General features: G+C 56.5%; 24 protein-coding genes. 16 read left to right on the top strand and 8 right to left on the bottom strand.

Translation table 11 applies throughout. From position 1 onward, the window contains the following. Positions 1 to 72 precede the first annotated feature (72 nt). The 5 genes from DTJ15_RS04315 to DTJ15_RS04295 are packed head-to-tail and all read left to right on the top strand — an operon-like array spanning position 73 to position 5,779. Positions 73 to 2,463 carry a cache domain-containing protein gene (locus DTJ15_RS04315; protein ID WP_227449700.1) on the top strand — a complete coding sequence of 797 codons (2,391 nt, stop codon included), beginning with the start codon at positions 73 to 75 and terminating at the stop codon, positions 2,461 to 2,463. Then, complete coding sequence (locus DTJ15_RS04310) at positions 2,460 to 3,278, top strand: ABC transporter permease (protein ID WP_154981426.1); 819 nt, start codon at positions 2,460 to 2,462, stop codon at positions 3,276 to 3,278. Before DTJ15_RS04315 ends, DTJ15_RS04310 begins: the two co-directional genes overlap by 4 nt. 2 nt (positions 3,279 to 3,280) lie before the next feature. Further along, on the top strand, positions 3,281 to 4,012 hold the full coding sequence (locus DTJ15_RS04305) for an ABC transporter ATP-binding protein (RefSeq protein ID WP_052349054.1): 732 nt from the start codon (positions 3,281 to 3,283) through the stop codon (positions 4,010 to 4,012). A 10-nt stretch (positions 4,013 to 4,022) separates the two neighbouring features. Continuing rightward, entirely contained in the window at positions 4,023 to 4,994 is a 972-nt protein-coding gene (locus DTJ15_RS04300; RefSeq protein ID WP_043560066.1) for an MlaD family protein, read from the top strand. Further along, positions 4,991 to 5,779 (top strand): hypothetical protein, encoded by a 789-nt coding sequence (locus DTJ15_RS04295; protein ID WP_249109501.1) that lies wholly within the window; start codon positions 4,991 to 4,993, stop codon positions 5,777 to 5,779. The genes DTJ15_RS04300 and DTJ15_RS04295 overlap by 4 nt, the downstream gene beginning before the upstream one ends. 71 nt (positions 5,780 to 5,850) lie before the next feature. Here the strand turns inward: DTJ15_RS04295 and bioB are convergent, their stop codons facing one another. Then, on the bottom strand, positions 5,851 to 6,846 hold the full coding sequence (gene bioB / locus DTJ15_RS04290) for a biotin synthase BioB (RefSeq protein WP_043560069.1): 996 nt from the start codon (positions 6,844 to 6,846) through the stop codon (positions 5,851 to 5,853). A 121-nt stretch (positions 6,847 to 6,967) separates the two neighbouring features. On the opposite strand from bioB, the gene DTJ15_RS04285 reads away from it, so the two are divergent. The 8 genes from DTJ15_RS04285 to mltG all read left to right on the top strand — a co-directional run bounded on the left by DTJ15_RS04285 (position 6,968) and on the right by mltG (position 15,452). Beyond that, positions 6,968 to 7,792 (top strand): acyl-ACP desaturase, encoded by an 825-nt coding sequence (locus DTJ15_RS04285; RefSeq protein WP_043561201.1) that lies wholly within the window; start codon positions 6,968 to 6,970, stop codon positions 7,790 to 7,792. 37 nt (positions 7,793 to 7,829) lie between these two features. After that, on the top strand, positions 7,830 to 9,923 hold the full coding sequence (locus tag DTJ15_RS04280; protein ID WP_249109500.1) for a M13 family metallopeptidase: 2,094 nt from the start codon (positions 7,830 to 7,832) through the stop codon (positions 9,921 to 9,923). Between the two features lie 122 nt (positions 9,924 to 10,045). Next, the gene (locus DTJ15_RS04275; protein ID WP_154981430.1) at positions 10,046 to 10,771 is read left to right on the top strand and encodes a glycine betaine ABC transporter substrate-binding protein; all 726 of its coding nucleotides are present in this window, start codon (positions 10,046 to 10,048) and stop codon (positions 10,769 to 10,771) included. A 48-nt stretch (positions 10,772 to 10,819) separates the two neighbouring features. Next, complete coding sequence (gene fabD / locus DTJ15_RS04270) at positions 10,820 to 11,764, top strand: ACP S-malonyltransferase (RefSeq protein ID WP_043560071.1); 945 nt, start codon at positions 10,820 to 10,822, stop codon at positions 11,762 to 11,764. Positions 11,765 to 11,777: 13 nt separating this feature from the next. Then, positions 11,778 to 12,521 carry a 3-oxoacyl-[acyl-carrier-protein] reductase gene (gene fabG / locus DTJ15_RS04265; protein WP_249109498.1) on the top strand — a complete coding sequence of 248 codons (744 nt, stop codon included), beginning with the start codon at positions 11,778 to 11,780 and terminating at the stop codon, positions 12,519 to 12,521. Positions 12,522 to 12,684: 163 nt separating this feature from the next. Next, entirely contained in the window at positions 12,685 to 12,927 is a 243-nt protein-coding gene (locus tag DTJ15_RS04260; protein ID WP_043560073.1) for an acyl carrier protein, read from the top strand. A gap of 127 nt (positions 12,928 to 13,054) precedes the next feature. Next, positions 13,055 to 14,338, top strand: coding sequence for a beta-ketoacyl-ACP synthase II (gene fabF / locus DTJ15_RS04255; RefSeq protein WP_043560074.1), 1,284 nt, complete (start codon positions 13,055 to 13,057; stop codon positions 14,336 to 14,338). Positions 14,339 to 14,381: 43 nt separating this feature from the next. Beyond that, a complete protein-coding gene (mltG, locus tag DTJ15_RS04250; RefSeq protein ID WP_043560075.1) occupies positions 14,382 to 15,452 on the top strand; it encodes an endolytic transglycosylase MltG in 1,071 nt (356 codons plus the stop codon). A 98-nt stretch (positions 15,453 to 15,550) separates the two neighbouring features. On the opposite strand, the gene DTJ15_RS04245 is transcribed toward mltG, so the two are convergent. Then, entirely contained in the window at positions 15,551 to 16,252 is a 702-nt protein-coding gene (locus tag DTJ15_RS04245) for a lipid-binding SYLF domain-containing protein (protein ID WP_052349055.1), read from the bottom strand. A 49-nt stretch (positions 16,253 to 16,301) separates the two neighbouring features. Further along, complete coding sequence (locus tag DTJ15_RS04240) at positions 16,302 to 17,108, bottom strand: inositol monophosphatase family protein (protein ID WP_043560076.1); 807 nt, start codon at positions 17,106 to 17,108, stop codon at positions 16,302 to 16,304. A 167-nt stretch (positions 17,109 to 17,275) separates the two neighbouring features. Between DTJ15_RS04240 and DTJ15_RS04235 the strand changes: the two genes are divergently transcribed. After that, the gene (locus DTJ15_RS04235; protein WP_043560078.1) at positions 17,276 to 18,163 is read left to right on the top strand and encodes a hypothetical protein; all 888 of its coding nucleotides are present in this window, start codon (positions 17,276 to 17,278) and stop codon (positions 18,161 to 18,163) included. A gap of 53 nt (positions 18,164 to 18,216) precedes the next feature. Here DTJ15_RS04235 and DTJ15_RS04230 read toward each other — a convergent pair whose 3' ends face one another. The 5 genes from DTJ15_RS04230 to DTJ15_RS04210 are packed head-to-tail and all read right to left on the bottom strand — an operon-like array spanning position 18,217 to position 22,949. After that, complete coding sequence (locus tag DTJ15_RS04230; RefSeq protein WP_154981431.1) at positions 18,217 to 18,972, bottom strand: nucleotidyltransferase family protein; 756 nt, start codon at positions 18,970 to 18,972, stop codon at positions 18,217 to 18,219. Then, on the bottom strand, positions 18,969 to 19,775 hold the full coding sequence (locus DTJ15_RS04225) for a sterol desaturase family protein (RefSeq protein WP_154981432.1): 807 nt from the start codon (positions 19,773 to 19,775) through the stop codon (positions 18,969 to 18,971). Before DTJ15_RS04225 ends, DTJ15_RS04230 begins: the two co-directional genes overlap by 4 nt. Further along, positions 19,772 to 20,872 (bottom strand): LptF/LptG family permease, encoded by a 1,101-nt coding sequence (locus DTJ15_RS04220; protein ID WP_052349056.1) that lies wholly within the window; start codon positions 20,870 to 20,872, stop codon positions 19,772 to 19,774. Before DTJ15_RS04220 ends, DTJ15_RS04225 begins: the two co-directional genes overlap by 4 nt. Next, the gene (locus tag DTJ15_RS04215) at positions 20,869 to 22,038 is read right to left on the bottom strand and encodes an LptF/LptG family permease (RefSeq protein WP_081563172.1); all 1,170 of its coding nucleotides are present in this window, start codon (positions 22,036 to 22,038) and stop codon (positions 20,869 to 20,871) included. Before DTJ15_RS04215 ends, DTJ15_RS04220 begins: the two co-directional genes overlap by 4 nt. Next, positions 22,032 to 22,949 (bottom strand): metallophosphoesterase, encoded by a 918-nt coding sequence (locus DTJ15_RS04210; protein ID WP_052349057.1) that lies wholly within the window; start codon positions 22,947 to 22,949, stop codon positions 22,032 to 22,034. The genes DTJ15_RS04215 and DTJ15_RS04210 overlap by 7 nt, the downstream gene beginning before the upstream one ends. A gap of 148 nt (positions 22,950 to 23,097) precedes the next feature. On the opposite strand from DTJ15_RS04210, the gene DTJ15_RS04205 reads away from it, so the two are divergent. After that, a complete protein-coding gene (locus tag DTJ15_RS04205; protein WP_248460666.1) occupies positions 23,098 to 24,084 on the top strand; it encodes a diacylglycerol kinase family protein in 987 nt (328 codons plus the stop codon). Continuing rightward, positions 24,077 to 25,012, top strand: coding sequence for a hypothetical protein (locus tag DTJ15_RS04200; RefSeq protein ID WP_081563169.1), 936 nt, complete (start codon positions 24,077 to 24,079; stop codon positions 25,010 to 25,012). Before DTJ15_RS04205 ends, DTJ15_RS04200 begins: the two co-directional genes overlap by 8 nt. Positions 25,013 to 25,040: the final 28 nt, after the last annotated feature.

Raw genomic sequence — 25,040 nt, 5'->3', positions numbered from 1 at the left:
AGTGGTGGCAAAAGAAAAGGGACCTTCGCCCTATTCCAGCATGGCATAAAAGGTATCATTTCGGGATACCGGATGACCGAGGGGGATTCTAGAGCCTTGCCGACAGATGAGATCATAGATCCCGCCATTGATACGACAGGGCGGCGCTGGCAGCTTTTTCAGTTCATAGGGCCAATCCTTGGCGTGATCCTGGTCATCATGACCATCGGAGTTGTCACGCTCTACACGTACAGGACCATGCGGGAGGGGGCGATCACCCTTTCGCGGAATCTGCTCAAAAGCCAGCAGCGTTATATTACGGAAGAAGTCAGCCATTATCTCTCTCCGGCGACGGGTATTTCCTTCATGGCCAGTGGAATGCTGGCCAGTGATGACATGAAGGCGAATGCCAGTGCCTTCATGTCGTTGGGGCGCTCTGTCCTGCGGGGCATTCCGCATGTGGACAGTTTCTATCTGGCTGATGATCAGGGGCATTTCTGGATGTCTGCCCGGCGGGAAGGGCAGTACGAGGAAACGACTCTTCAGGAAGAAGACGGGGCCCCTTATTACCGCCATAGGGTCACCGACAAGGATGGCCGCTTCATCTCTACGGACAGGCTTTCTGCCGAAGGGTATGATCCACGGCTGCGTCCCTGGTACAAGGGGGCTCTCCGGTTTGAGGACAGGACACCGGACCGGCGCCTGTTCTGGACCGACCCTTATCCTTATCTCTCGACGCATCAGTTCATCGTCACGGCCTCCATGGCCTTCAGGACACTAGATGGACGGCACGTCGTTTTTGCCATCAGCATTTCATTGAATCAGCTGACACGCTTCGTGAACAGCCTCAAGGTCGGCAAGAGCGGACAGGCTGTGATCGTGGATCTGAGTGGTCATGTGATTGCGGGCCATAACATGCTGGATGTCGGCAAGCCAGGTTTCGATGCGGAGAATGTCCATCTGGACCCCAAGACACAGCCGGTGTTCGTCCGGGCGCTCAATGTGTTTCGTGTCATGGGAGATGGTACGGGCATGGTCCATGCCAGGGGACAGAACTATGTTACCATTGCCTCTGCCATGCCGCTGGCCAAGAGGTCGTGGGTGCTGCTGCTGAATGCGCCTGAAAGTGACTTTGCCAGTTTTACACATGCCGTGCAGAAACAGGCGGTTTATTTTTCTGTTGTGATTGTCGGGCTGGCGCTGATTCTCGCCATGGGGCTGATCTATCAGGGACGGCGGGTTGAACGGTTGCAGACCGGCCTGAATGTGCTTGATGAAAAAAAGAAGGAAGACAATGCGGTCCTTCTGAAGATCACCAACATGGAAGGTCTGCTCGATCCAGAGCAGGAACAGCCTTATTTCTGCGAGGCTCTGGCCGAACGTGCCGTAGCACGCCGGGCCAGCATCTGGCGGCTGCTGGCTGATGGGGACAGGCTGCTGTGTGAGGACATGTTCGACCGTGGCAGGGATGCTCACGGTTCGGGCATGGAGCTGACCAGAAACGGTCACTCTGGCGTCTTTGAATGTCTGGAAAGCGGCCATGCCGTTGATCTGCCAGATGCGGAGGAGGATCAGCGTTTCCAGAGCCTTCAGCGTGTGGTCATGCGGATGATCGGAGCCAGACATCTCTTCTTCATGCCTGTGATGGAAGAGCACCGGCCGGTGGGCGCCATCATGCTGGAGGACCCCTACCAGCTGGGTGAGGCGGACCGTGTTATTGGTCTGATCGCTTCGATTCTGGCTGTCCGTTTCGGTCATGTTCAGGAGGAAGAGAAAAAGGCGGCGCAGGCTCAGGGCGGGCCTGTCACCATGGCCGATTCTGCTGGCCGGTCCCCCAGACCCCAGATGCGTATTGTCGAGGGCTTTCTCATTCATCCGGAAGAGGAAACCGACAGGACACCGCCCATGCCCGGCCTGTATCCGACGGTGCCCATCATGGTTCTGGAATTTTCCGAGGCTTATTCTTCCAACCGCGATGCTGCCCAGGCCATGCTGGAACTGGTGGCCGAACTTGGCGGGAAGATCGAAGGCATTGCCAGGGAGCGTGGTCTGTTTTCGGCCCAAGTGGCGGGGAATCGGTTCATTTTCCTGGGCAGTTGTTCCCAGAACGTTGATGCGGAGGGGGCCGTCCATCTTGCAGAGGCAGCCATCGGAATCAGGGAAGCCTGCCTGATGGTCATTGCCCAGATGAACACGCAGCTCATGTTCCGTATCGGGATTGACGTCGGGCCTGTCCTTGTTGCCTATTTTGGGGAGAGACGGGACATCTTCAATCTGTGGGGAGAGGGGCTCACCATGGCAGAAGCCTTGGCCCACAATGCTCCTGATGGGGGGCAGATACAGGTCTCAGAGCGAGCCTATCAGGCCCTGCAGGGCATTTTCCTGTTCCGTCTGAGGGGAGAGTTTTTCCTGCCCAACAATGGGATCTCCAACAGCTACATTCTGGCAGGCAGGAGTGAGAACACGGCGGCAGGGGGATCATGAATTTCTCCGAGCGCTTTGCCGTCATTAATAGTGGCCTGGCCATGCTGGGCCGTTTTGCCCGGTCCCAGCCCCGGTTCTTTCTCATCATGATCGGGGCTGCATGGGGGGTCGTCTATGAGATGCTGCACCCCAGCTCATGGCGTCGGACGGTCATCATCGAGTTTCGTCGCAATCTGCGTCAGCTGGTAGGTAGCGGTTTTTTCAGCGTAGTGGTGGTGGCCGTCATCACGGGGTTGGGGCTGGTTTCGCAGGCTGTTTACTGGCTAGGTTTTGCTGGCATGTCGCAGATGACCGGAAGCCTTCTCTCCAGCGTCCTGCTGCGGGAAATTGCGCCCATTCTCGTCGGCGTCATTCTTCTGGGACGTTCTGGCATGTTGATGCTGACGGAAATGGGCACTCTGACAACCAGCGGGCGGCTCAAGACCCTGAATGGCATGGGCATTGATCCGTTTCTGGCACTTGTCGTGCCACGAACCATTGCGACGACGGTGGGCGGGGTCACGCTGGGTACCTTTTTCAGCGTCATCGCTTTGGGCATGGGGTATGTGGCCTGCTGGATGAAAGGGATCGTCACGTCATCCATCTGGTCTTTCATTTTCGATGTGATCAACAGCATGCAGCCGGGTGATTATATCGGGATTCCTCTGAAATTTCTTCTGAGCGGGGCCTGTGTCGGTCTGTGCTGCTGTCTGTCTGGCATGGATGTGACGGCAGAGGACAATCTGACAACCTTCATGCCACGGGGCTTTGCGCGTGGCATCATGTCCATTCTGGTCATCAATGTGGTGATCGACGTCATTCTGGGGAGCTTCTGACGGTGGAAGGCACAACTCTTTCAGAAGGGGATTATGGTTTTGTCCTGAAGCTGGATGATGCTGTTCCGGTGTCTGATTCCACAGGGTTGCCTTCAGTAAAATACAATCTGGCACTGGCACCCGGTGAATGTGTGTTCGTGGAGTGTCGTGACAGTTTCAGGGCGTCGCAGTTTACGGATTTCTGCGCAGGGCTTCTGCCCGTCAAGCAGGATGCGAGGACAGGCAGGGGACAGGGAACGGTCAGCTGCATGGGGCTGAACTGGGCGGAGCTGGATGAAAGACGGGCGCAGGCACTGCGGGGGCGTATCGGTCGCATTACCGAGGACAGTGGCTGGATTGACCTGTACGAGATGCATATGAACATTCTCTGGCCTAGCCTGCATCACAGTCGTGCCTCTTATGACAGACTGGTGGTGGAGGCCGTCCAGCTGGCCCAGTCATTCGGCATGCCCGGCCTGCCAACGCAGCTGCCTGAAAAACTCTCCCCGCTGGACAGGAAACGCTCGGAATATGTGCGAACCTTCATGAACAGGCCGTCCTTGCTTCTGTTGGAAAATCCTATCAGTCTTGGGGGACCGGTCGAGCTGTACAATGCTTTTCTGACAGAACTGACAGCTGCACGGGAGCGGGGCTGTGCGGTCGTGTGGATCGGTTCGGAGCGCTCCGCCTGGGCTGGTTATGCCGGGCCCGGCATGCAGCGTTTTCGCCTCGGTAGTAATGGTCTCGTAAAGTGAGAGATATGTGATGCGTCCTTTACGTTTACGTCGGCGTTCCGGTCTGGCAGCTCCTCTGTTCAGGAGCTCTTTCGTGGATGAGTGGGTCGGGCTGCTTGTTCTGCTGGCTCTTGTCATCCTGACAGCTGTTCTGGTCGAGGCCGGTTTTCTCAAGCAGTGGCTGACACCGGCAGGGCGTCTCCATTTCGTGCTGCCGGAAAGTGGTGTGGCGGGGTTGGCTGTCAATAATGACATTGAAGTCATGGGGGTCCGTGTAGGGGAAATCCGGCGGCTGGACCTCAATGAATCAGGCCGTATGTATGCGGAAGGAACGATCGAACCCCATTTCGAGCGCTATATTCGCAGTGACAGCATTGCTACCATCAAACGTCGCCTTGTCGTGGCGGGTGCGGGGTATATTGAAATCACCCGTGGGCAGGGAGAGCCGCTCAACTGGGATTATGCCGTGTTGAATACCAGCGTGGAACCCAACCCTGCGGACATGATTGTCCAGACCCTGATAGATCTGCGGGCCAGATTGCTTCCTGCCATGGATAATGTGGAAGAGATCACGAAGCAGGCCAAGGACATCATGGTGGACCTTCATGCAGGTAAGGGGACAGCTGGTGCCCTGCTGACCAATGAGGAAACGGCCCAGCGTGTAAATACGATCCTGGTTTCATTGAACAAGGCCATTGAGGCTGTGCAGCCACTGGAACAGAAGTTGCAGATTACGCTGAATGAAGCCAATGGCGTGATGCAGAATGTGCACGGCCTGACCAAGGGGTTGAAAGATTCCGGCCCGGAAGTGCAGCGGAGCGTCCGTAATGTGGCTGATGCCACGGAGCAGCTTCCCGCCGTTCTGGCTGAAGCTGAGGCTACGGCAGACAGCCTGCGCAAGCTGAGTGATCAGCTGCGGGGTTTGTGGTTGCTGGGCGGTGGTGGCGGCAAAAACAGGCACCGGCCTGACCGCAGGCTCCCGGCCCGTGAGGTGAGACCATGAAATTTTGCAATGTCATCATCTCTCTTTCCCTCTCCGCCGGGCTTCTCTCAGGTTGTTCCAGCGGTCCCGGTGAGTGGGAAGACCAGCACTACGCCACAAGAATGGATGCTGCCGACAGTGTGTTCAGTCTTGGCTATATCCAACAGGCGAGGCAGCATTACGCAGATGCTCTGGAGCGGGCGTTTCTGATTGATGATGTTCAGGCCATCCATGATGCCGGTTTCAACCTGGCTACCAGCGAGCTGCGTCTGAAAGACTATCAGGCGAGTCTGGAGACATTACGCCGGGTGTCTGAAGCATTGATGGTGAGGGGCTGGACTGGCGGACGGCAGGCTGATCTGCATCTCGTACGGGCATCTGTCTTTTATGCCCAGACATATTGGCAGCATGCGGGTGATGAGGCGAAGCTGGCCAGGACCAGTCCGGATGATCGGATACGTTTCAGCGCTTATGCGTTGGGTGGTCTGGCAGCAGCTGCGCAGTTTGATCGGGCTGGGCTGGAGGAGGCCATCACCGCTCTTGCTCCCAGCAGGAATGACAAGGACCAGGCCAACCTGAAAGAACTTCTTACCCTGCGTCTGATCCTGAACAGGGATTGGCAGCCAGCGGCAGAGTCTGCCGAGGGGCTGGTGAAAATACGCAGGGAAGACATGGATTACGAAGCCATGCGTCGGGCTCTGCTGCTGGAGGCCAAAGCTCTTCGTGCCATGGGGAAGGAGCAGGCTGCTGGGCGTGTCATGCAGCGTTTCAGGGATAGTGCCCGGAAGCAGCAGAGCAGCCTGTAAGCTCGCTGCCTGTCTGGTCAGGTGGATGCGCGCCAGAAACCGTTCTGGAGCGCATCCATGGTGGGGTCAGATCAGGCTGTTGCCGTTTTCTGCATCATGGGGCTCATGCCCAGCATGGCCAGAAGCTCTGTGTCCCTGTTCTGTGCCGGATTGGGCGTCGTGAGCAGCTTTTCCCCCCAGAAAATGGAGTTGGCTCCTGCCAGAAAACAGAGTGCATGTGTTGATTCAGACATGTTTTCACGTCCCGCTGCCAGACGGACGTGACTGGCTGGCATCATGATGCGGGCTGTTGCGATCACGCGGGCGAAGGTGATCGGATCCACGGCCTCTTCATCAGCCAGCGGAGTGCCCTCCACGCGGACGAGCAGGTTGATGGGAACACTTTCCGGGTGGGTCGGCAGATTGGCCAGTGTCGTCAGCAGGCCGGCACGGTCCTGCGTGTCTTCACCCATGCCGATGATCCCGCCGCAGCAGACCTTGATGCCGGCATCACGCACATTGGCCAGAGTATCCAGACGTTCCTGATAGGTCCGTGTGGTGATGATCTTGCCGTAGAAATCTTCTGACGTATCAAGATTATGATTGTAATAGTCCAGACCGGCCTCTTTCAGGCGGGCAGACTGGCTGGGCGTGAGCATCCCTATGGTCAGGCAGGTCTCCAGTCCGAGAGCCTTGACCTCCTCAACCATGCGGCAGACAGCATCCAGGTCACGGTCCTTCGGGGCACGCCATGCAGCGCCCATGCAGAACCGCCCGGCACCGGCTTCCTTCGAGCGTCTGGCATCGGCGATGACACGCTCCAGCGGCATGAGCTTTTCAGCGGCCATGCGCTTGTCGTGGTGGGCGCTCTGCGGACAGTAGGAGCAGTCTTCCGGGCAACCGCCGCTCTTTATGGAGAGCAGGGTTGATATCTGTACCTTTGTGGGGTCAAAAAATTGCCGGTGTGCCAGCTGTGCCTGAAAGATCAGCTCCGGGAAGGGCAGCGCAAGAAGGGCTTCTGCTTCTTCGCGAGCCCAGTCGTGCCGGAGCGTGACCTTCTGAGGCGAGGGGCAGGTCTGTTCAGTCATCTAGCTTTTGTCTCCAGAGTTGGCTGCATACACCTACCCAAAAGATGGACGCTATGCCATCCGAAAAGTATGATAGATGCATGAAGGGTTAACGTCATTTCGGAAAATGCAGGGTGTCTTTATGAAACATTGGCAGATTGATCAGATGGACTGGGCCGCCTTTGACGCGACGAAGGTGAACCCTGATATCCTTGCCCTCGTGAAGGCAGCTTCTGTGGTGGAGCGGAATGCACGGGACTATACCTGTTACCTCAGGAATGTTTTCCATGACGATTCCGGTTTCCGGGATGCCGCACAGAACTGGGCGGAAGAAGAGGTCCAGCATGGAGATGCCCTTGGGAAATGGGCCATGCTGGCAGACCCGGACTGGGATTACGCCAAAGCTTTTGAGCGATATCGGGACGCTTACAGGATAGATACGGACGTGTCCTCATCCATCAGGGGGTCTCGTACGGGGGAGCTGATTGCCCGCTGCATGGTGGAAACGGGAACATCCTCTTTCTATACGGCACTGGCTGACGCTACGGATGAGCCCGTTCTGAAGGCAGTCTGCAAGCAGATCGCTGCTGATGAATACCGTCATTTCAAACTGTTTTATGACAACATGCATCGTTATCTGGAACGTGAGAAGCTGGGGCGCTGGTTCCGTCTGCGGATTGCCCTGAGCCGTGTGATGGAAAGTGAGGATGACGAACTTGCAACAGCCTTTTACATCACGAACAGTGAGAAATTCCGTTTTTATGATCACAAGAACTGTATTGCTGCCTACATGGCCCGGGCCCTGTCCTTCTACCAGCAGAAGCATCTGGACCGTGTCACGGCCATGATTTTGAAGACATCGGGCCTGACACCCCATTCCCGCATGCAGCGGTGGCTTGCGAAGGGGATGCATGCCCTGATCTCTTGGAAGCAGAGGTCGTTCGCCCGTCAGCTTCAGCAGGCCTGAGCTGTTTCATACCCTTTTTTCAACAATGGATGTTTTCATGAAAATTCCATCATTCCGTACCGTCCTGAAACAGTGCAGCATGCTCATGGTGATCGGGGCCGGGCTTGCCGCAGGGGCAGCTGGCCACGCACAGACCCAGACGCCTCAGGCCTACAGGAATGGCTGGGGGTTTGATCAGGCAGGAATGGATCCGGCCACTCCGCCAGGGCAGGATTTCTTTACCTATGCCAACGGCCATTATATCGGTCAGCTGAAGATTCCTGACGACATGAGCAGTTACGGGCCTTTCCATATTCTCGCTGAACTGTCTCAGGTAAGGCAGAAAGCGCTTCTGGAGGCCTTGCTACCGTATGCGGAGGTGGGAGACGAACGCAGCAAGCTGGCAACCTTTTATAGCAGCTTTCTCGATCAGAAGACTGTTGATGCCAAAGGTGGCGATCCGCTTGAGGTGGAGCTGGGCCAGATACGGGACATGAATGACAGGGCATCCTTGGCCCGTCTGTTCGGTCTTTCGGCCAGCTCCCTCATGTACAGCCCTTTTGCTCTGGATATTGAACAGAACCAGAAGGATCCGACACAGTACATGCTGATGCTGGATCAGGGCATGAGTATTGGCATCAGTGGGGGTCTTGGGCTGCCTGACATCAGCTATTACAGCAATCCTGCCCTGGCCCCGCAGAAAAATGCCTACCGGGCTCATGTTGCCAGAATGTTGGAACTGCTGGACTGGCCTGATCCGGACAATGACGCCTCAGCTGTTGTGGCTCTGGAAACGGCACTGGCGAAGGTGGAAACTCCCCGTGATCAGACACGGGACCCCGTGAAGATGTTCAATCCGATGATGGTAAAAGAGCTGGTTGGTCTGGCGCCCGATGTGGATTGGGTCACTTACCTGCGGACCATGGGGGTGCCAGAGGCAGGTCTGATGGAGCGTGTGATCGATGTGCGTGAACCGGAATCCATTGCGGAGATGGCCCGGATCATTGCCGGGGCTGACAGGAGGACGGTCAAGGCCTGGCTGTCTTTTCATCTGGCCGACAATGCAGCGCCATATCTCTCTCGTGAGTTTTCAGATGCGTCTTTTGATTTCAATGGTCGGATTCTGATGGGCATGAAGCGCCAGCCCGACCGCTGGAAGCGTGCTGTCCGTGCTACGAATACGGCCATGGGCTGGGCGCTGGGGCGCCTCTATGTAGAACATTATTTCCCGCCTGAGGCGAAGGATCGGATCACCGGGCTGGTCCAGGAGCTGAAGAAGGCCTTCCGCTGGCGGCTGGAGCATAATGAATGGATGGATGCTCCGACCCGTCAGGCGGCGCTCGTCAAGCTGGATCATTTTGCCATGCAGGTGGGCTATCCCCACAAATGGTGGGATTACTCCGCACTGGATATTCGCCCGGGCGATGTCTATGGCAATGCCTCACGTGGCATCGCTTTCAACTGGCATCATCGTCTGGACCAGCTCGACCGTCCCGTGGACCGGGACGAATGGGACATGACGCCTCAGACAGTGAATGCCTATAATGACCCGGTAAAGAACGAGATCGTTTTCCCTGCGGCCATTCTCCAGCCGCCATTCTTTGACCCCACGGGTGATATGGCCGTCAATTATGGCGGCATTGGCGGGGTCATTGGTCATGAGATGAGCCATGGTTTTGATGATCAGGGCCGTCATTATGATGAGCATGGTCGCCTGCATGACTGGTGGAGCAGCCGGTCTTCCCAGGCTTTTGAGGAAAGAGCGAAAAGACTCGGGGCCCAGTATGATGCCGAGGAAGTTTTTCCCGGCCTGCATGTGAATGGCAGGATGACCATGGGGGAGAATATTGCTGACCTTGGGGGGCTGAATCTGGCGGTGCAGGCCTATCATGACAGCCTTCATGGTCGGACGGAGGCACCTCTTCATGGCTGGACGGGAGACCAGAGAGTGTTTCTTGGCTGGGCGCAGGTCTGGCGTGAGAAGGACAGGCCAGATGCCCTGAAACGGCAGGTTCTTTCCAACGAGCATGCTCCAGCTGCCAGCCGGGTGAACATGCCGGTTCACAATATCGATCTCTGGTATCAGGTGTTCGGTGTGAAAGCGGGAGACAGGCTGTATCTGCCGCCGGAGCAGCGGGTCAAGATATGGTAACAGGAGCAGACCATCGTCCTGCGAAGCCAGCCCCTGCCTGAGGGAAAAATGGGGGCGGGGCTTCACAAACGGCCGGGCTATGGCTATCCCGGGTCTGTTTCTTCATCATGCGGGGCTGTTTCATGTCATATCTCACTATTGGTCATCTTTACACGGCGTTGCATGCCGCCTGTGCCAGTGGCGTGGCCCGTGTCATCGAGGCGAATGGTGAGGAAGTCGCCTATGCTGATCTGAGCCGGGATGAACGTTTACAGGCTTTGGACGATGGCGAGGTCGATATTCTCGTGTCGGCATGGTTCCCGCAGGATGAGGTCATTCTGTCTCATGGGCATGAAGCCATTGGTAGCCTGTATCATCCTGAACTTCAGTTTTCCGCCCTTAAAAAATCAGGGAAGGGTGCTGGCTGGAAGGCTGCAGACTTTACCTCCCTTCTTACCACGGCCGAGGCACGCCCGTTTGTGGAGAAAGCTTTTGAGCAGCGTCCTGCCCTCAAGGAGCTCCCTCTTGAAGTTGTTGCGCCGGAAGAGGTCTTCCCGCGGTTGAAGCAGGTGGAAGAGGCAGGGGATTGTCCTCTGGTCGCTGTCTGGCAGCCTCATGCCGTTTTCCATGTCGAGATGCTGGAGGGTCTTCCTGATGGAGACCTGCTTGCTGGCGAGGTGCAGACGGCCCGGCTTGTTCTGCGCAAGGGGCTTCGTGCGGAGGTGGATGAAGACATGCTGGATGAGCTGTCCATCATGATGCTGAGCAACAAGGTTATGAGCGCTCTTGACTACGCCGTAAGCATTGATGGAATGGGCCCCGGAGACGCTGCGGAATCATGGCAGCGCGGGCGGTTGATTCCCCGCTGACGTTCTTTTGTCATCACCGTTGATAAACTGAAAGCTGGAGGTGTTTGCATGGCTCGTCATGCGTTTGTGTTTCCTGGTCAGGGCAGCCAGTCTGTCGGGATGGGGCTGGAGTTGTACAAGGCATTCCCTGTTGCCCGTGCCGTGTTTGAAGAGGTGGATGAAGCTCTTGGGGCCAATCTTTCCCGGCTGATTTTTGAGGGGGATCCCGCCGAGCTGACGGCAACGGAGAACACCCAGCCGGCTCTTTTTGCAGTTTCCATGGCGACCGTGCGGGTGCTGGAACATGAAGGGGGCTTTGCCCTGAAAGAGAAAGCCACGCTTCTGGCAGGCCATTCCCTGGGAGAATATGCTGCCCTGACAGCAGCTGGTGTCATGGGGATTGCCGAGGGTGCCCGCCTTCTCCGCCTGCGGGGCCAGGCGATGCAGCGTGCCGTGCCTGCAGGGCAGGGAGGCATGGCGGCCATTCTGGGTGTTGAGCCGGATGTGGCGCAGGAGATCTGTGCAGACTGTGCGGAAGGTGATGTTCTGGAAATCGCCAATGACAATGGTGGTGGGCAGATCGTCATTTCGGGGCATATGGCAGCGGTGGACCGTGCCATGGCAGCGGCAAAGGACAGAGGCATCCGCCGTGTGGTGAAGCTGCCCGTATCAGCCCCGTTCCATTCTTCTCTGATGGCACCGGCTGCCGCCGAGATGGAAGAGGCTCTGGCAGGGGCAGCGTTCCGGCCTGCCGCCATTCCTGTCATTGCCAACGTGACGGCAGAACCAGTCTCTCAGCCTGATGACATCCGTACCTTGCTGGGCCAGCAGATCACCGGGCGTGTGCGCTGGCGGGAGACTGTACTTTCCATGCCGGGCAAGGATGTTACCTGCCAGCATGAGCTGGGTGCCGGGAAGGTGCTGACAGGGCTGGCGCGTCGCATCGTGCCTGATCTGGCGGCTGATCATGCTGGAACTCCAGCAGAGATCGAAACAATGCTGAAAAGCCTGTAAGGGGGTAGTCCTGATGTTTTCTCTTTCTGGTAAGCTGGCTCTGGTGACCGGCGCTTCTGGTGGTATTGGTGCGGCCATTGCCCGTCAGCTGCATGAGTGTGGTGCGACTGTCGTGCTGAGCGGAACACGGGAGGGAGCCCTCCAGGATATGGCAGCGGCTCTGGGTGGTGAGCGTGTGCATGTCGTCACGGCCAATCTGTCGGATGATGCACAGGCCGATGCTCTGGTGGCCCGTGCAGAGGAAGTGGCAGGGCAGCCTCTGGATATTCTTGTCAACAATGCGGGGCTGACACGGGATACGTTGGCCGTGCGGATGAAGGATGATGATTGGGCACAGGTGCTCAAAGTCGATCTGGAAAGTCCGTTCCGTCTGGCCCGTGCTGCGCTGAAAGGGATGCAGCGGCGCCGTACCGGGCGTATCATCTCCATTTCTTCCATTGTGGGGACAACGGGCAATCCGGGGCAGGCCAATTATGCAGCTGCAAAGGCCGGTCTGGTGGGCATGAGCAAGTCTCTGGCCCAGGAAGCAGGCCGCCGTGGTGTGACGGTCAATGTTGTGGCACCGGGCTTCGTGGAGACTGCGATGACCGATGTTCTGCCGGAAGCTGTACGGGAGAAGCTGCTGGGTAACATTCCGCTTGGCCGTATGGGGCGCCCGGAGGATGTTGCTGCAGCCGTTGTCTATCTTGCTTCGGACGAGGCCGCATGGGTGACGGGCACGACGCTTCATGTTAATGGTGGGATGGCCATGGTCTGAAAAAGTTGGCGTTTGCAGGAAAACATGCTAAGCGCGGCCTGCTTGGCCTGGCAAAGGCTCAGAGTATGGCTTCATTGCCGGGCATTCCGATGTCCCGAAGCTGACAGGCAGGCAGGTTTTTTTCTTAGAAACACCCGGTAGGGGTAGCAAGGATTTAAGGCAGATGAGCAACGAAATCGCTGACAAGGTGAAGAAGATCGTCGTCGAGCATTTGGGCGTCGAAGAAAGCCAGGTGAAGCCGGATGCTTCCTTCATCGACGATCTGGGCGCTGACAGTCTGGACACGGTCGAGCTGGTCATGGCTTTCGAGGAAGCATTCTCCGTCGAGATTCCGGAAGATGCCGCCGAGAAGATTGCTACTGTGAATGATGCCATCGAGTATATCACCAAGCAGAAAGCTGCCTGATTCCCGGTGTAGGGATTGGATGACGGGACGGGCTGGTCGGGGATCAGTCCGCTCCGTTCTGAAAGAGCGAAGCGGAGCAAGTCCGTTTCGCTTTATGCGTATTTACGAATTGTGAGGTAAGGCGGCGATGAGCGGCTCTGGAACGGACAGAAAACGTGTGGTCGTTACGGGAATAGGCGTAGTCAGCCCGTTGGCTGTTGGTGCAGAACTGACATGGAAGCGCCTTATCAACTCTCAATCCGGCATTGGTCCGATCACACAGTTTGATGCTTCTGATCTTCCGGCGAGAATTGCAGGCGAAGTTCCAGCCGGACCAACGGAAGAGGGTGGACTTACCCTTTCCGACTGGGTGCCTGTCAAGGAACAGAAAAAGATGGACCGGTTCATCCATCTTGGTCTGGCAGCGGGTATCCAGGCTGTGGAAGATTCAGGCTGGAAGCCGGAATCAGAGGAAGATCGTTGTGCAACAGGTGTCATGATCGGTTCTGGCATTGGCGGCCTGAAAACGATCTACGACAACTCGCTGGCTGTGGCAGCAGGCAAGGCACGTCGTCTTTCTCCTTTCTTCATTCCTTCATCGCTGATCAATCTCACGGCGGGGCATTTGTCCATCCGTTATGGTTTCAAGGGGCCGAATCATGCCGTGGTGACCGCTTGTGCGTCCGGTACCCATGCGATCGGTGATGCGTCCCGTCTGATCCAGCATGGCGATGCGAAGGTAATGGTTGCTGGTGGCGCAGAGTCGGCCATCTGCGAGCTCGGTATTGCCGGTTTCTGTTCAGCCCGCGCCCTTTCGACCAGTTTCAATGACAGTCCGACAACAGCATCCCGCCCGTGGGACAGGCAGCGTGACGGGTTTGTCATGGGTGAGGGTGCCGGCGTGGTCGTGCTGGAAGAGTACGAACATGCAAAGCGTCGTGGTGCCAAGATTTATGGCGAAGTCGTTGGGTATGGTCTTTCGGGGGATGCCTATCACATCACCGCTCCGGCGGAGAATCATGAAGGGGCCTTCCGTGCCATGCAGGCTGCCCTGAAGGATGCCCGGGTCAGCCCTGCCGAGATTGGCTATGTCAATGCTCATGGGACCTCCACAATGGCGGATGATCTGGAACTCGGGGCTGTAGAGCGCCTGTTTGGTGATGCAGCTGCTGGTACGAGCATGTCGTCCACAAAGTCGGCGATCGGGCATCTGCTGGGTGCCGCTGGCGCCGTGGAGGCCATTTTCTGCCTTCAGGCCATGCGTGATGGTATCCTGCCTCCTACGCTCAATCTGGATGAGCCGTCCAGTGAGAGCGCCATGGACCGTATCCCTCACAAGGCGAAAGAGCAGCAGGTGGATGTTGCTCTTTCCAACAGCTTTGGCTTTGGTGGGACCAACGCCAGCCTTGTTCTGAAGCGGTTCAGGGGCTGATCTGACTGTCTGATGCAGATTTTCGACGCTGGAGACTGAAACGATGGCACAGGAACCTGCATCAGACACTTCCAGAAAACAGGGGCCTGAAGAAGAGAGTGGAAGCAGGGCCAGGAAGCGTTTCCGTCTCCTGACAAAAGGACGGGTCTTTGCTTTGCTGCTGGCCGCTGCTGGTGGAACCGTTTTCGCCGGGTATGGCCATTACACAGACCCGGGGCCTTTACAGACAGAGCGTGTGGTTGTCATCCCAAAGGGTGGCACTGGTCGGGTCATTGAAGCCCTTCAGGAAAATGGGATTCTGGCACGGGGTGGTGTGTCTTCCCTGTTCTTCAAGGTAGCCATGTATGCCACCCGCTCACAGGGAGCGATTCATGCAGCGGAACTGAAGTTTCCAGAGCGGGTGTCCATGGCTCACAGTCTTGAGATTCTCCGTCATGGGCATCCTGTCACGCACAGTTTGACCGTAGCGGAGGGCCTGACAGCAAAGCGCATCAGGACATTACTGATGCAGGCACCTGCGTTGCAAGGAGACCTTCCCACCATAGGGGAGGGGCAGGTGGCACCTCAGACGTTCTTTTATGTCTGGGGCATGGAGCGACAGGCACTTCTGCATCACATGACAGAATTGATGGGTAAGACGCTTCAGGCGATCTGGGATCAGCGGGATCAAGCAGCCTTGCAGGGTGTCATAACCACACCAGAACAGCTGCTGATTCTGGCTTCGCTCGTGGAAAGGGAGACGTCTTTGGCAGAGGAGAGACCACAGATCGCCCGGGTCTTCCTGAACCGTCTGAAACAGGGAATGAAGCTTCAGACAGATCCGACTGTCATTTATGGGTTGAGCGATGGAGATGGGGTGCTGCCTCGCCCCTTGACGCATGAGGACCTGCAGACAGAAAGCCCCTACAACAGTTATCTTCATCCGGGTCTGCCTCCGGGGCCTATCTGTTCGCCTGGTCGTGAGTCGTTGGAGGCAGCAGCTCATCCCGCTTCGGGTAATGCGCTGTATTTTGTCGCAACAGGACATGGGGGGCATAATTTTGCCCATACCCTTGCCGAACAGACGGATAACGTCCGTGCCTATCGCCGTATGAAAAAAGCGGCAGCCCAGTAATTTTTCCTGTGCAGCGGGATACCTGAAAAGAAGAAGGGGCATTATCCACTTCTGGATAATGCCCCATCTGTGAGAAGACCGTATGATCTGCCTCAATCTTACTGGTTGAAGGCCTTCATGACGACACGACGCAGCGCATCGGCTGACTTGTTGTTGACCTGCATCCGCACGACGATGTCTTCCGGCCCGACGACCTGATGGTAATAGGAACGGTTCGCCTCACTATCGGGTTTCAGCTTGCTGCTGCCGAGGGACACACCAGCAAAAACCCCCTTCATCTTCTGCATGGCATAGACTTCCTTGGGGGTGTTCTGTGTGCTGCTGCTGTCATTGCCAAAAGCAGCATCGGCACTGGCGTCAAAGCTGAACTCGTGATCCATCAGGTTCAGGAGTGCTTTCTGGGACGTGATGAAGAAGAAAAGCTGGCTGTGCTGATAACCAGCCTGAAGACCAAAGGAGCCTGCGCTCAGGTTATAGAAAGCCGGGTCAGACCAGGAATTGTTGGCACCACGGGCCAGCAGGACGCAACGCCCACCGGTACCACCAACGATGAGAGACATCTTCGTGACGTCGGGACAGATCACGACGGCTTTTGTCTCGCCAAGTACATGGGCCGTCTTTTCCTTGACTTTGGAGTCAAGCAGAGCGGACTGCACGGCGAATGTAGCCTTGTTTACGAGAACCTGCTGTTTGGAAATCTTGGCAGCGGCTGCGTCACCGGCGCAGGCGCTCATGGCGAGCATGCCAACACCCGCAGCAATGGAAACAGTCCGTGAGATGTAGGAAAATGACTTGGACATCGGAAACCTCTCTGTAGGCTGAAAACGGATGCACGTTGGAACTATAAACTTAATCTAGTGTAACGCCTAGTGTCTTCGAGAGGGTTGCCGCAACCAGCGGGGCACAGGCGAGGATGGTCGTACGCTGCGTCAGGCCGCCCATTTTCAGGAAAGGTGACACGCGGGCTCCAGCTTCATCAAGAAGGACCAAGGCCGCAGCAACATCCCAGAGGAAGATGACGTATTCGTGATAACCATCCGAGCGACCACAGGCAACGTCAGCCAGAGCGAGGGCGCCAGACCCCAGCGACCGTGGCATGACCCCCTTGTGCAAAAGGGCCTGCATCTTTTCGGGGTACCAGCCTTCGGGGACGTAGGGTGACCAGCCAATTTCCACCATGGCTTCATTCATCTTGTCGGTTGTTGATGCCTTGATGGGGGCTCCATTGAGGAAGGCGCCTTTTCCCTTTCTTGCCGTAAAGCTTTCCCGGATGGCTGGAGCTTCTATGATACCTGCCACCGGGACATTCCGGTGCATGAGGCCTAGAGAAATGCACCAGCGATTACGGCCTCTGGCATAATTGGATGTGCCATCAATAGGGTCTATGACCCATCGGAAGAGCCCGGATGAGCTGCCGCCATGCTCTTCTCCCAGAAAGGCATCCTCGGGGAAGAGGGCTCCCAGACGGGCCGTGACAAACTGTTCCACGGTCCTGTCTGCTTCAGTCACGTAGTCCTGATGGCCCTTGAGATCAGCGGCTGGCTTACCGGGGGCAGGCTGCATGTTCAGGGCAAGGGCCGCAGCTTCCTTGATGATGGAACAGGCCGCATGAAAGCGGATGTCGATGGCGGTATCCGTATCGTATGTGATGGGCATTCATGAATCCTTGAATATGGCAGCTGCGACGTGTCCGGGGCAGAAAAGTACAGGAAGATGCTCCGGCTGTCAGCCATTCCAGAGGAACAGTAGCTCTTCCACTGGAGAGGGCAGCTCTGTATGGTGGAAGATGATTTTATGAGCATGTATCCGTAGGATGATAAGAGATGAAGCTGTTTAAAATGGACTATTGGCGTTCGGCCATTCTTCATGCTCCTTTTGAGCAGGTTATCCGGCAGAACAGTCTGGACGACATAGACATGACGTTCCTGCCGTCCTGTGGAAAGGATGGGTTTCTTGCAGATCCTTTTGGTCTGTGGGACGGGGGACGCTTGCATGTTTTTGCTGAGTATTATGATTACAGTCAGGCCAAGGGTGTCATTGAGGTTCTCATTTACGATGAGTCCTTCGCCCTGCAGGAGCGTCGCTGTGTCCTGAGTGAGGATTGGCATCTCTCTTATCCCTATGTGTTCCGGCACGAGGGAGTGACCTACATGCTGCCGGAGGCCTACAAGTCCGGGCGTCTGACACTCTACAAGGCAACATCCTTTCCCTATGAGTGGCAGCGTGTGCCCATGTTCGACTTCCCCATTGGAGCGATTGACGCCACCCCACTTCATTATGCTGGACGCTGGTGGCTGTTCTGGACACCACCTGCCCCTAAACAGGCACGGCAGAGCACATTGCACATTGCTCTTGCAGAAGAGCTGACAGGCCCATGGTGCGATATGGGGCATTTTCTGATTGACCGCAGCGGTGCCCGTCCGGGAGGGACGCCGTTTGTTGAGGGCGATGAAGTGTTCCTGCCAGTGCAGGATTGTTCGGAGACATACGGCGGTGGCATCCGTCTGCTTCGGATCAGTGGCTTTGGTAAGGGGAGGCCGTCAATTTGCGGGGGAGATTCCGTCCCAGTGCATCTGCCGGAAATCAGGGACTATCCAGACGGCATGCATACTCTTTCTGCCGCTGGAGATGTAACGCTGGCGGATTTCAAGAAAATACGCCGCGGACTGGGACCTCTTCTCTTCAATATCAAGAGACAGATTTTGAAGTAAGATCGTGTTTCTCTTCATGCCGTTGTCAGAATGGGGCGGCATGAAGGGAAATGTCAGGGGTGACTCAGCAACTGCTCTGCGAGAGCTGCGTCAGCGGGTTTGTCAACATCGACAGCAGCCCGGCCGTCAGAGAGAGGGATAAGTCGTATTCTGGCGCCCGTGAGGGCATGTATGCGTTCTTCAAGCCTGTGGGAACTGAGCGTGCGCGTAAGGGTACGCAGAATGGTCGGCAGCCCCAGAATCATGGCCATGCGCAGAGGCTGTTTCCGGTAACGCTGAAGACGCTGCCAGAGCGCAACTACGGCTTTCGCCTGTGGAGTAGCCAGCCAGAAGAGATTGCAGCCTGAAAACTGAATATCTGCCAAGCGGATGTAGGTCCGCTTGGTCTGGGGTACGTCCCGCAGGATTGTCTCCTTCAAGGCGACACCGGCCGTCAGGTCGACATTGGCTGTCCGACTCTTTTCGATGAATTCCCTGACCCACTCCGGGCGGAGCAGAGCATGGTCTGCCGTCGTGACGAGGCAGGGCGTGCCGATGGCGTCGAGTGCCTGGGCAACACTTTCGCTTGGAGAGGGGGCAGACCGCAAAAGAGTGATGCGATCCCCCAAATGGCTCAATAGACCGGGCTGTTCGATACTGACCCATATTGGCCCGATTTCAGGAACCTGTTCAAGCGTATGGAGAACACGCTCAATCATGGGGCTGTTTGCAATGGGTAGCAATGCTTTGTGAGATACCTGCCCCATGCGGGCCAGAGGGTCACGCTCGCCGTCACGCGACCCGGCCAGTATCAGGACTGGAATGTTCATGCGCTCTTGGAAAGTTCTTCGTTCTTGGGAGCACGGGCAGGGTCCGGCCGGTCACGGGGAGGGGCACCTGTCCGCCGCATGACCCAAGGATAACGCTCTGCCTCTTCGACCGTGTAGCCCAGATTGAAGACATACGGGCTGCGGGGGCGTTCCTTGGCGGCCCGGTAAAAGGTACCCATCAGGCGATCTGGCAGATAGTTGGTGATGCCGTAATTGCCATCTTCATCGTGAAAATGGTGCAGGACATGGAGCTGCTTGATGTACACCACCCACTGCCAGCGGGGTTTGTAGGCCAGATGCTGGATGCAGTGGAAAAATTCATAGATGCAGGTCATGACCAGCGCTGTGGAGAGTGCTGAAAAAGCTCCACCCCAGCCGCCAATCAGCCAGCCTATGGGCATGGTGATGACCATCATGGTCGGAACTGTGTTCAGAGGAGAGCCGAACAGGACTTCGAGCAGATGGGGATCCTGGTGGTGGTCAAAATGGATACGCTTCCACATGGAGGCTGTGATGGGGTTCCGGTAGAACCAGCGTCCGTGCAGGATGTAACGGTGGATGATGTACCAGGCTGTCGGATAGACAGCGACAATGACGGGAATGGGGATGAGGACTCCCCACCAGCTGTGACGCAGATACAGGCTAAGTACGGCCGTACCGATAATCAGGGCAAAATAGAGCAGGATTGTCGGATAGGTAAGGTAAGCCGCCCATAACTGCGAAAGATTCATTTTTCCCAGATCATAACTCCTGCCTTTCTGCATGAGAGTCGTGCCCTGGAAAAATTGTTTGAACGTACTCATTTTTCCTCCATCCGCAGTATCCATGCCAGACCAAACAGGGCTGCCACGATCTGGCCCGAACTTATAGCGATTAATATGGGAAGGGAACCTGAATTTCCCAGAGCCGAGATCATGCCCTGTAGAATGACCACTCCCAGACCAGCCGCCATCACGTACACCGGCAACGGGTTCCGCAATCCCGCACGCGGCGGAATGTAGGTGATGGGCAGAGTGATGAGAAGCATCACCGCCATCTGCACCGGCAGCATCAGTGTAGCATATAATGCCATCAGATAATTTGACCTAGGTAAATTGGATGGCACTTTTCCCGAGAAAATTTTCCAGAACTGATGCGGGGTATAATACACGCCCTGCAATGTCATGTTGATGATCTCCTGCGGGGATGCCGTCAGGGTGGGAGGGGGCGGTTCGCTGCTCAGCTGAACCTGTGTCTGTTCGTTGGAAACGGTCAGCTGCCTGGCGATGCCATGGTTGACCCAGTGTCCTCCTTCATGGACCAGATTTTCATAATACTGGGCTGCGGTCAGGTTTCCGTTCTCGGCCTGACGACGGTAGAAGATGACCTTGGAAAGGTTTCTTCCACCATGGCTGATGGTTTCAACATGGATGATGTCTGTTCCGAGGCGGAACCACAGGCTGTGTAGATCGTCAGTGGCATTGGCCTGTGTTGCGCCTTCGTTCCACCAGCGGTTGAGTTCCTGCTCACAGGGGGGAATGACCCATAGTTGCACGGCCATGCAGATGACGCCAAGCAGGAGTGGAATGGGCAGAAGGTAGCGGAACATGTTGAGGGTAGAGAGCCCGGCTGCCCGCAGCACGGCAATCTCGCTGGAGAGTGCCATCTGAAGCAGCGTGAACAGGCCCCCGATCATGACCGAGAGGGGCATGATTTCAACGATGAGTGTTGGCAGGTGCAGGCCTATGTATCGGAACAGGCCACTAATCCCCAGATGCCTGTCCAGAATGGTGGAGGCATCATCCAGCAGGGCAAGAATCTCGAGCAGGGCTGTCAGCACGCCACAGCATAGGAGAATCTTTGTCAGAAGCGGCTTGAGAAAGACCTGAAGCAGGGTGGGATTGGAGGGCAGGACTCTCATGGTGACGTCCTGTTCAGGAGTACCGGTTTTCTGTGACGCCAGGAGACCTGGGAGCGTGCCAGCAGGGCTGCTGTGCAGCCAATGCAGAAGAGGAATTCGGGAACCCAGATCGTCAGCCAGACGGAGGCTTTTCCATTTGTGGCCATGCTGTGCCCAAAAAGGAGAACCTCATTGAAGCCGACCAGAATGATGGCGAGCATGATCTGCCCGACCACGGATCGGCGACGCTTGCGCCCGATGGCGAAAGCGATGGCAAGCAGTGGAATGAACATGATGCTGATGGCCCGTGCCAGACGGAAATCCATTTCGGAGCGGAGCACGATGTAGGAAATGCGTGGGGAGCCGTGGCGGAGGGCCTGGAACAGCTCGGGTGTGGTCATTTCCCGTTCATCATCACCACGGGATCGAAAAGCTTTTCGGCTTTTGCTGCGTTCGATGACACGGGCTATATGTTCAAAATGGGTAACGGTAGCATGGTCGTCAGGCACATCTGGTGTGTTAACGTGAATGACCTGCCCATCCCAGAGGTCGAGCTGGGTGGCCTGGTCCCGCTCAGAAATGGTCAGCAGCCCTCTGGGAGCCGTGATGAGCTCAGCTTTCCCATTATCCTTCAGATTGCGGATGAAGATGTTTTTCAGACGGGCCCCACCATGGTCGACACGGTCTGCTGTCAGCATGGTGGTGGAAGATGTTGAGGCGAACATGCCAGACTGAAGGTGGGGTGCCCAGCCCGTATGTTTGGCGAAATAGAATCCTTCCCGGTAGTCATATCGGGCAATCGGTTGAATGTAGCCGTACAGGAGCAGGCTGAGGGTGGCCAATATGGCCCCGACCTTGATGTAAGGCTGGCTGATGCGCAGCAGGGAAATATGGCCGGCACACAGCACGTCAATCTCGTTGTGATCGCTCATCCGGTTGACGGTCATGAAGATTGCGATGCAGAGGGCAGCCGGTAGCGCCAGTCCCATATAATGGGGCAGGAGATCGCTGAGAAGCGTGATCAGTGTGGCAATGGAGCTGCCGCTGCTGGCCAGATGGTTGAACAGCGTCAGCAGTCGCTCCAGCAGCAGGGCAACAAGCATCGTCCCCAATGCAATCGTGAAGGGGGGAATCAGCTGCTTCAGCAGGTAGCGATCCAGTGTTGGCAGGGTACTTCGTATCAACATGCAGGCTGCCTTGCCGAAATGCTGGAGAACCATTCCATGTGGGAAAAGGGGTGCCCCGTGTGGTCTCGGCGGATGAGCCTGATCTGCCATCCTTCTTCATGCGGGGTAAAGGTAAGATGGTTCCATGAGGCCCTGCGCTCGGGATTCTGGCTGTTCATGGCCGCAGCGCCGACCCCCAGAAGGGGTATGTCTGTCCCCTCGACGGTGGTTATGGTTGCATCGTGAGAGTGTCCGTGCAGGACCAGGTCTGCTCCATGGCGACGCAGGAGGCTGGACAGGGCTGGCGTGTTGATCAGGGATTTCCTGAAAGGCAGCAGCTTTTTGCGAGGGGGATGATGAAGCATGACAACCCGGCAGTATCCTTCTTCACCCAATTTCGCAAGCAGGCTTGCCAGTTTTTGGCGCTGTTTCCTGTCGATGCGTCCGTAGGCGGTAAAAGGAGGGGTTGGCAGGGCGGAGTTGAGCCCGATGACGGCGACCCTTCCGAAAAAACGGACAAAAGGAAAGGCACTGTCGGACCACGTTTCCCACTGTGCCAGGCTGTTCCTGTAAGAAATGGGCGCCATGAAGTCATGGTTGCCTGGTACGACGACGGGAGTGAGAGGCAAGGTGGACAGCCAGGCAGCCGCCTGACGATATTCTTCCTTCGTGCCGAAATTTGTTATGTCGCCGCTGATGAGCAGGGCAGAAAGTTCCTTGTGGGAGGCGATGTTTTCGAGCAGCTCGGCTGTGACGGATGGCAGCAGGACATGCTTCCGTCTGCTGACCCAGAGAATGCGGCTGAGCAGACGTTTGTTGAGGAAGGCAGACCATGCGATGGTGGGGGGAGGCAGATGCGGGTCTGACATATGGGCCAGACAGACAGAAAGGTCACGCCGGGAAGATGCAGTGGCGGACGGGTCGGAAAGCATTGTTGCACCATATCCATGAAGGGGCGGGTGATCTCTCAGGAGAAAAACTCCTTGCTGGCCCCCTTAGCATAGCCATGTTAAAGGGGTTCGGCCAGCGTATGAAATAGCCTGGCTTTTTTATGTTTCTGGGCGGATGCGTGGTGGATAGATGCAGAAATTGATGAATGTCGTACAATCGGCCCTGATACATAACCCCAACAGCCGCAAAAATGCTCAGGACAAAGGGCAGTTCGTGCGAATGGCACGGCAAAAAATGGGGGATTTCTGCGTATCTGCTCTAAATGACAGCCATCTCCCTGCGCATCTGACTGAACTGAAAAGCCGGGGTGTGGATCTGATTGCCATCAGTGGGGGGGATGGTACGGTCAGTGCCTGTCTGACAGCGATTGCTTCTGTCTATCATGACTGTCCCCTGCCGTCCGTGGCCATTCTGCCTTCCGGCAATACCAATCTCATAGCCGGTGATGTCGGGTTCGGCCTGCATGGCGAGGCCGCCATTGATCGTCTGTTGCGCCCTGAAGGGCTGAAAAGCTGTATTAGGACGCCCATAAGATTGTCCTGGCCGGATGGAGAACGGCCTTCGGTACTGGGCATGTTTGGTGGCTGTACGGGATATGCCAGAGCTGTCCGTATCGCTCATTCGCCGAATGTCCTGAAATTTGCTCCGCATGATCTTGCTGTTTTCTTTACGCTCTTCAGCAGCATGGCGAGCCTTCTTTTCCGTCGCAGCCGCCATTCCTGGATGAATGGGGACAGGCTCTCCTGGTCGGCAGAGGGAACGGGATTGCCTGTGCCAGGCAGGGAGGGGCGCAGCTTCCTTTTCATGACGACAGCGCTGGAAAAACTGTCTCATGGCATCTGGCCATTCTGGAATGAAGATACCAGTAGGGACGGGTTCCATTTTCTTGATGTCCATGCGTTTCCTGAGGCGTTGCCGAAGGCCTGTTTCAACCTCCTGAGGGGGCGGGCACCGGAATGGCTGCGGGCACACAAGGATTACACGAGCGCTACTGCCCGGGCGATGCAGCTTGAAACAGACAGTGATTTTGTTCTGGATGGTGAGGTCTTTCCAGTTTCTGCCGGTGGCCGCCTGAAACTGGAAGAAGGACCGGCCTTTCGGTTTGTCCATGTCTGACATCATCAGGAAGACGCTCATCAATGAGCTGACAACGCCCGTAGCTGGAGAGCTCGCCCAGTTTGCAGAGGCTGTTGCCAGCCGGCTGCGCAGGCCGCCGCTCGGTGTCCTGTTTTATGGATCGGTTCTCCGCAAGGTTGATCCCGAGGGGATCGTTGATTTCTATGTCATCACAGACCGGCCGGAAAGTCTGGGTGGACATGCCTTGGCCCGTATGGCCAATCGTCTTCTTCCCCCCAATGTCTATTACATGGAACATGAGGTAGAGGGGCGGACCATACGGGCAAAAGTTGCCTTTCTATCCATAGCGCAGTTTCTCGGGCGCAGTACGCTTTTTACAGTGGATACGACCATATGGGCCCGCTTCTGCCAGCCGGTGCGTCTGGTCTGGGTACGTGATGCTGGAAGTGCTGATCGTCTTTTACAGGCCATCAGCCAATGTGTGGTTACGGCATCCTGCTGGGCGGCCTTGCTGGGACCTGAGCAGGGCAGGGCGGACGTATACTGGCACGATCTGTTTGCCCATACCTACGCTGCCGAGCTGCGTGTGGAAAAGAAGGGACGCAGCCACAACCTTCTGGCAGGAAGAGAAGAGCGATACGAAATCCTGCTGAAAGCAGCCTGGAGGCAGGCCTCCCTGAGCTATGCTGCGCAGGGAGACGTTCTGCTTCCCCAGCTTACGGCTTCAGCGAGAGACAAGGCAACACGGGACTGGGGAAGGGTGAAAGCCTTTGGGAAGCCGTTGAACGTGGCACGTCTCATCAAGGCAGCGTTTACGTTCAGGGATGGGGTGAGCTACCTGCTGTGGAAAATACAGAGGCACACGGGACAGACGATCCACGTATCGGCTTTTGAGAAAAGGCACCCTATTTGGACCCTGCCGCTTTTTCTTTGGCGGGCCCGGCATCTCCGGTCAGGGAGATCATGACAACGGCCTGATGGGGATGCTTATCAAA

Source organism: Parasaccharibacter sp. TMW 2.1891, from assembly GCF_023337675.1.
GTDB lineage: Bacteria > Pseudomonadota > Alphaproteobacteria > Acetobacterales > Acetobacteraceae > Bombella > Bombella apis.
The sequence above is the reverse complement of the archived record's forward strand: the minus strand, read 5'-3'. Positions and strand labels throughout refer to the sequence as shown.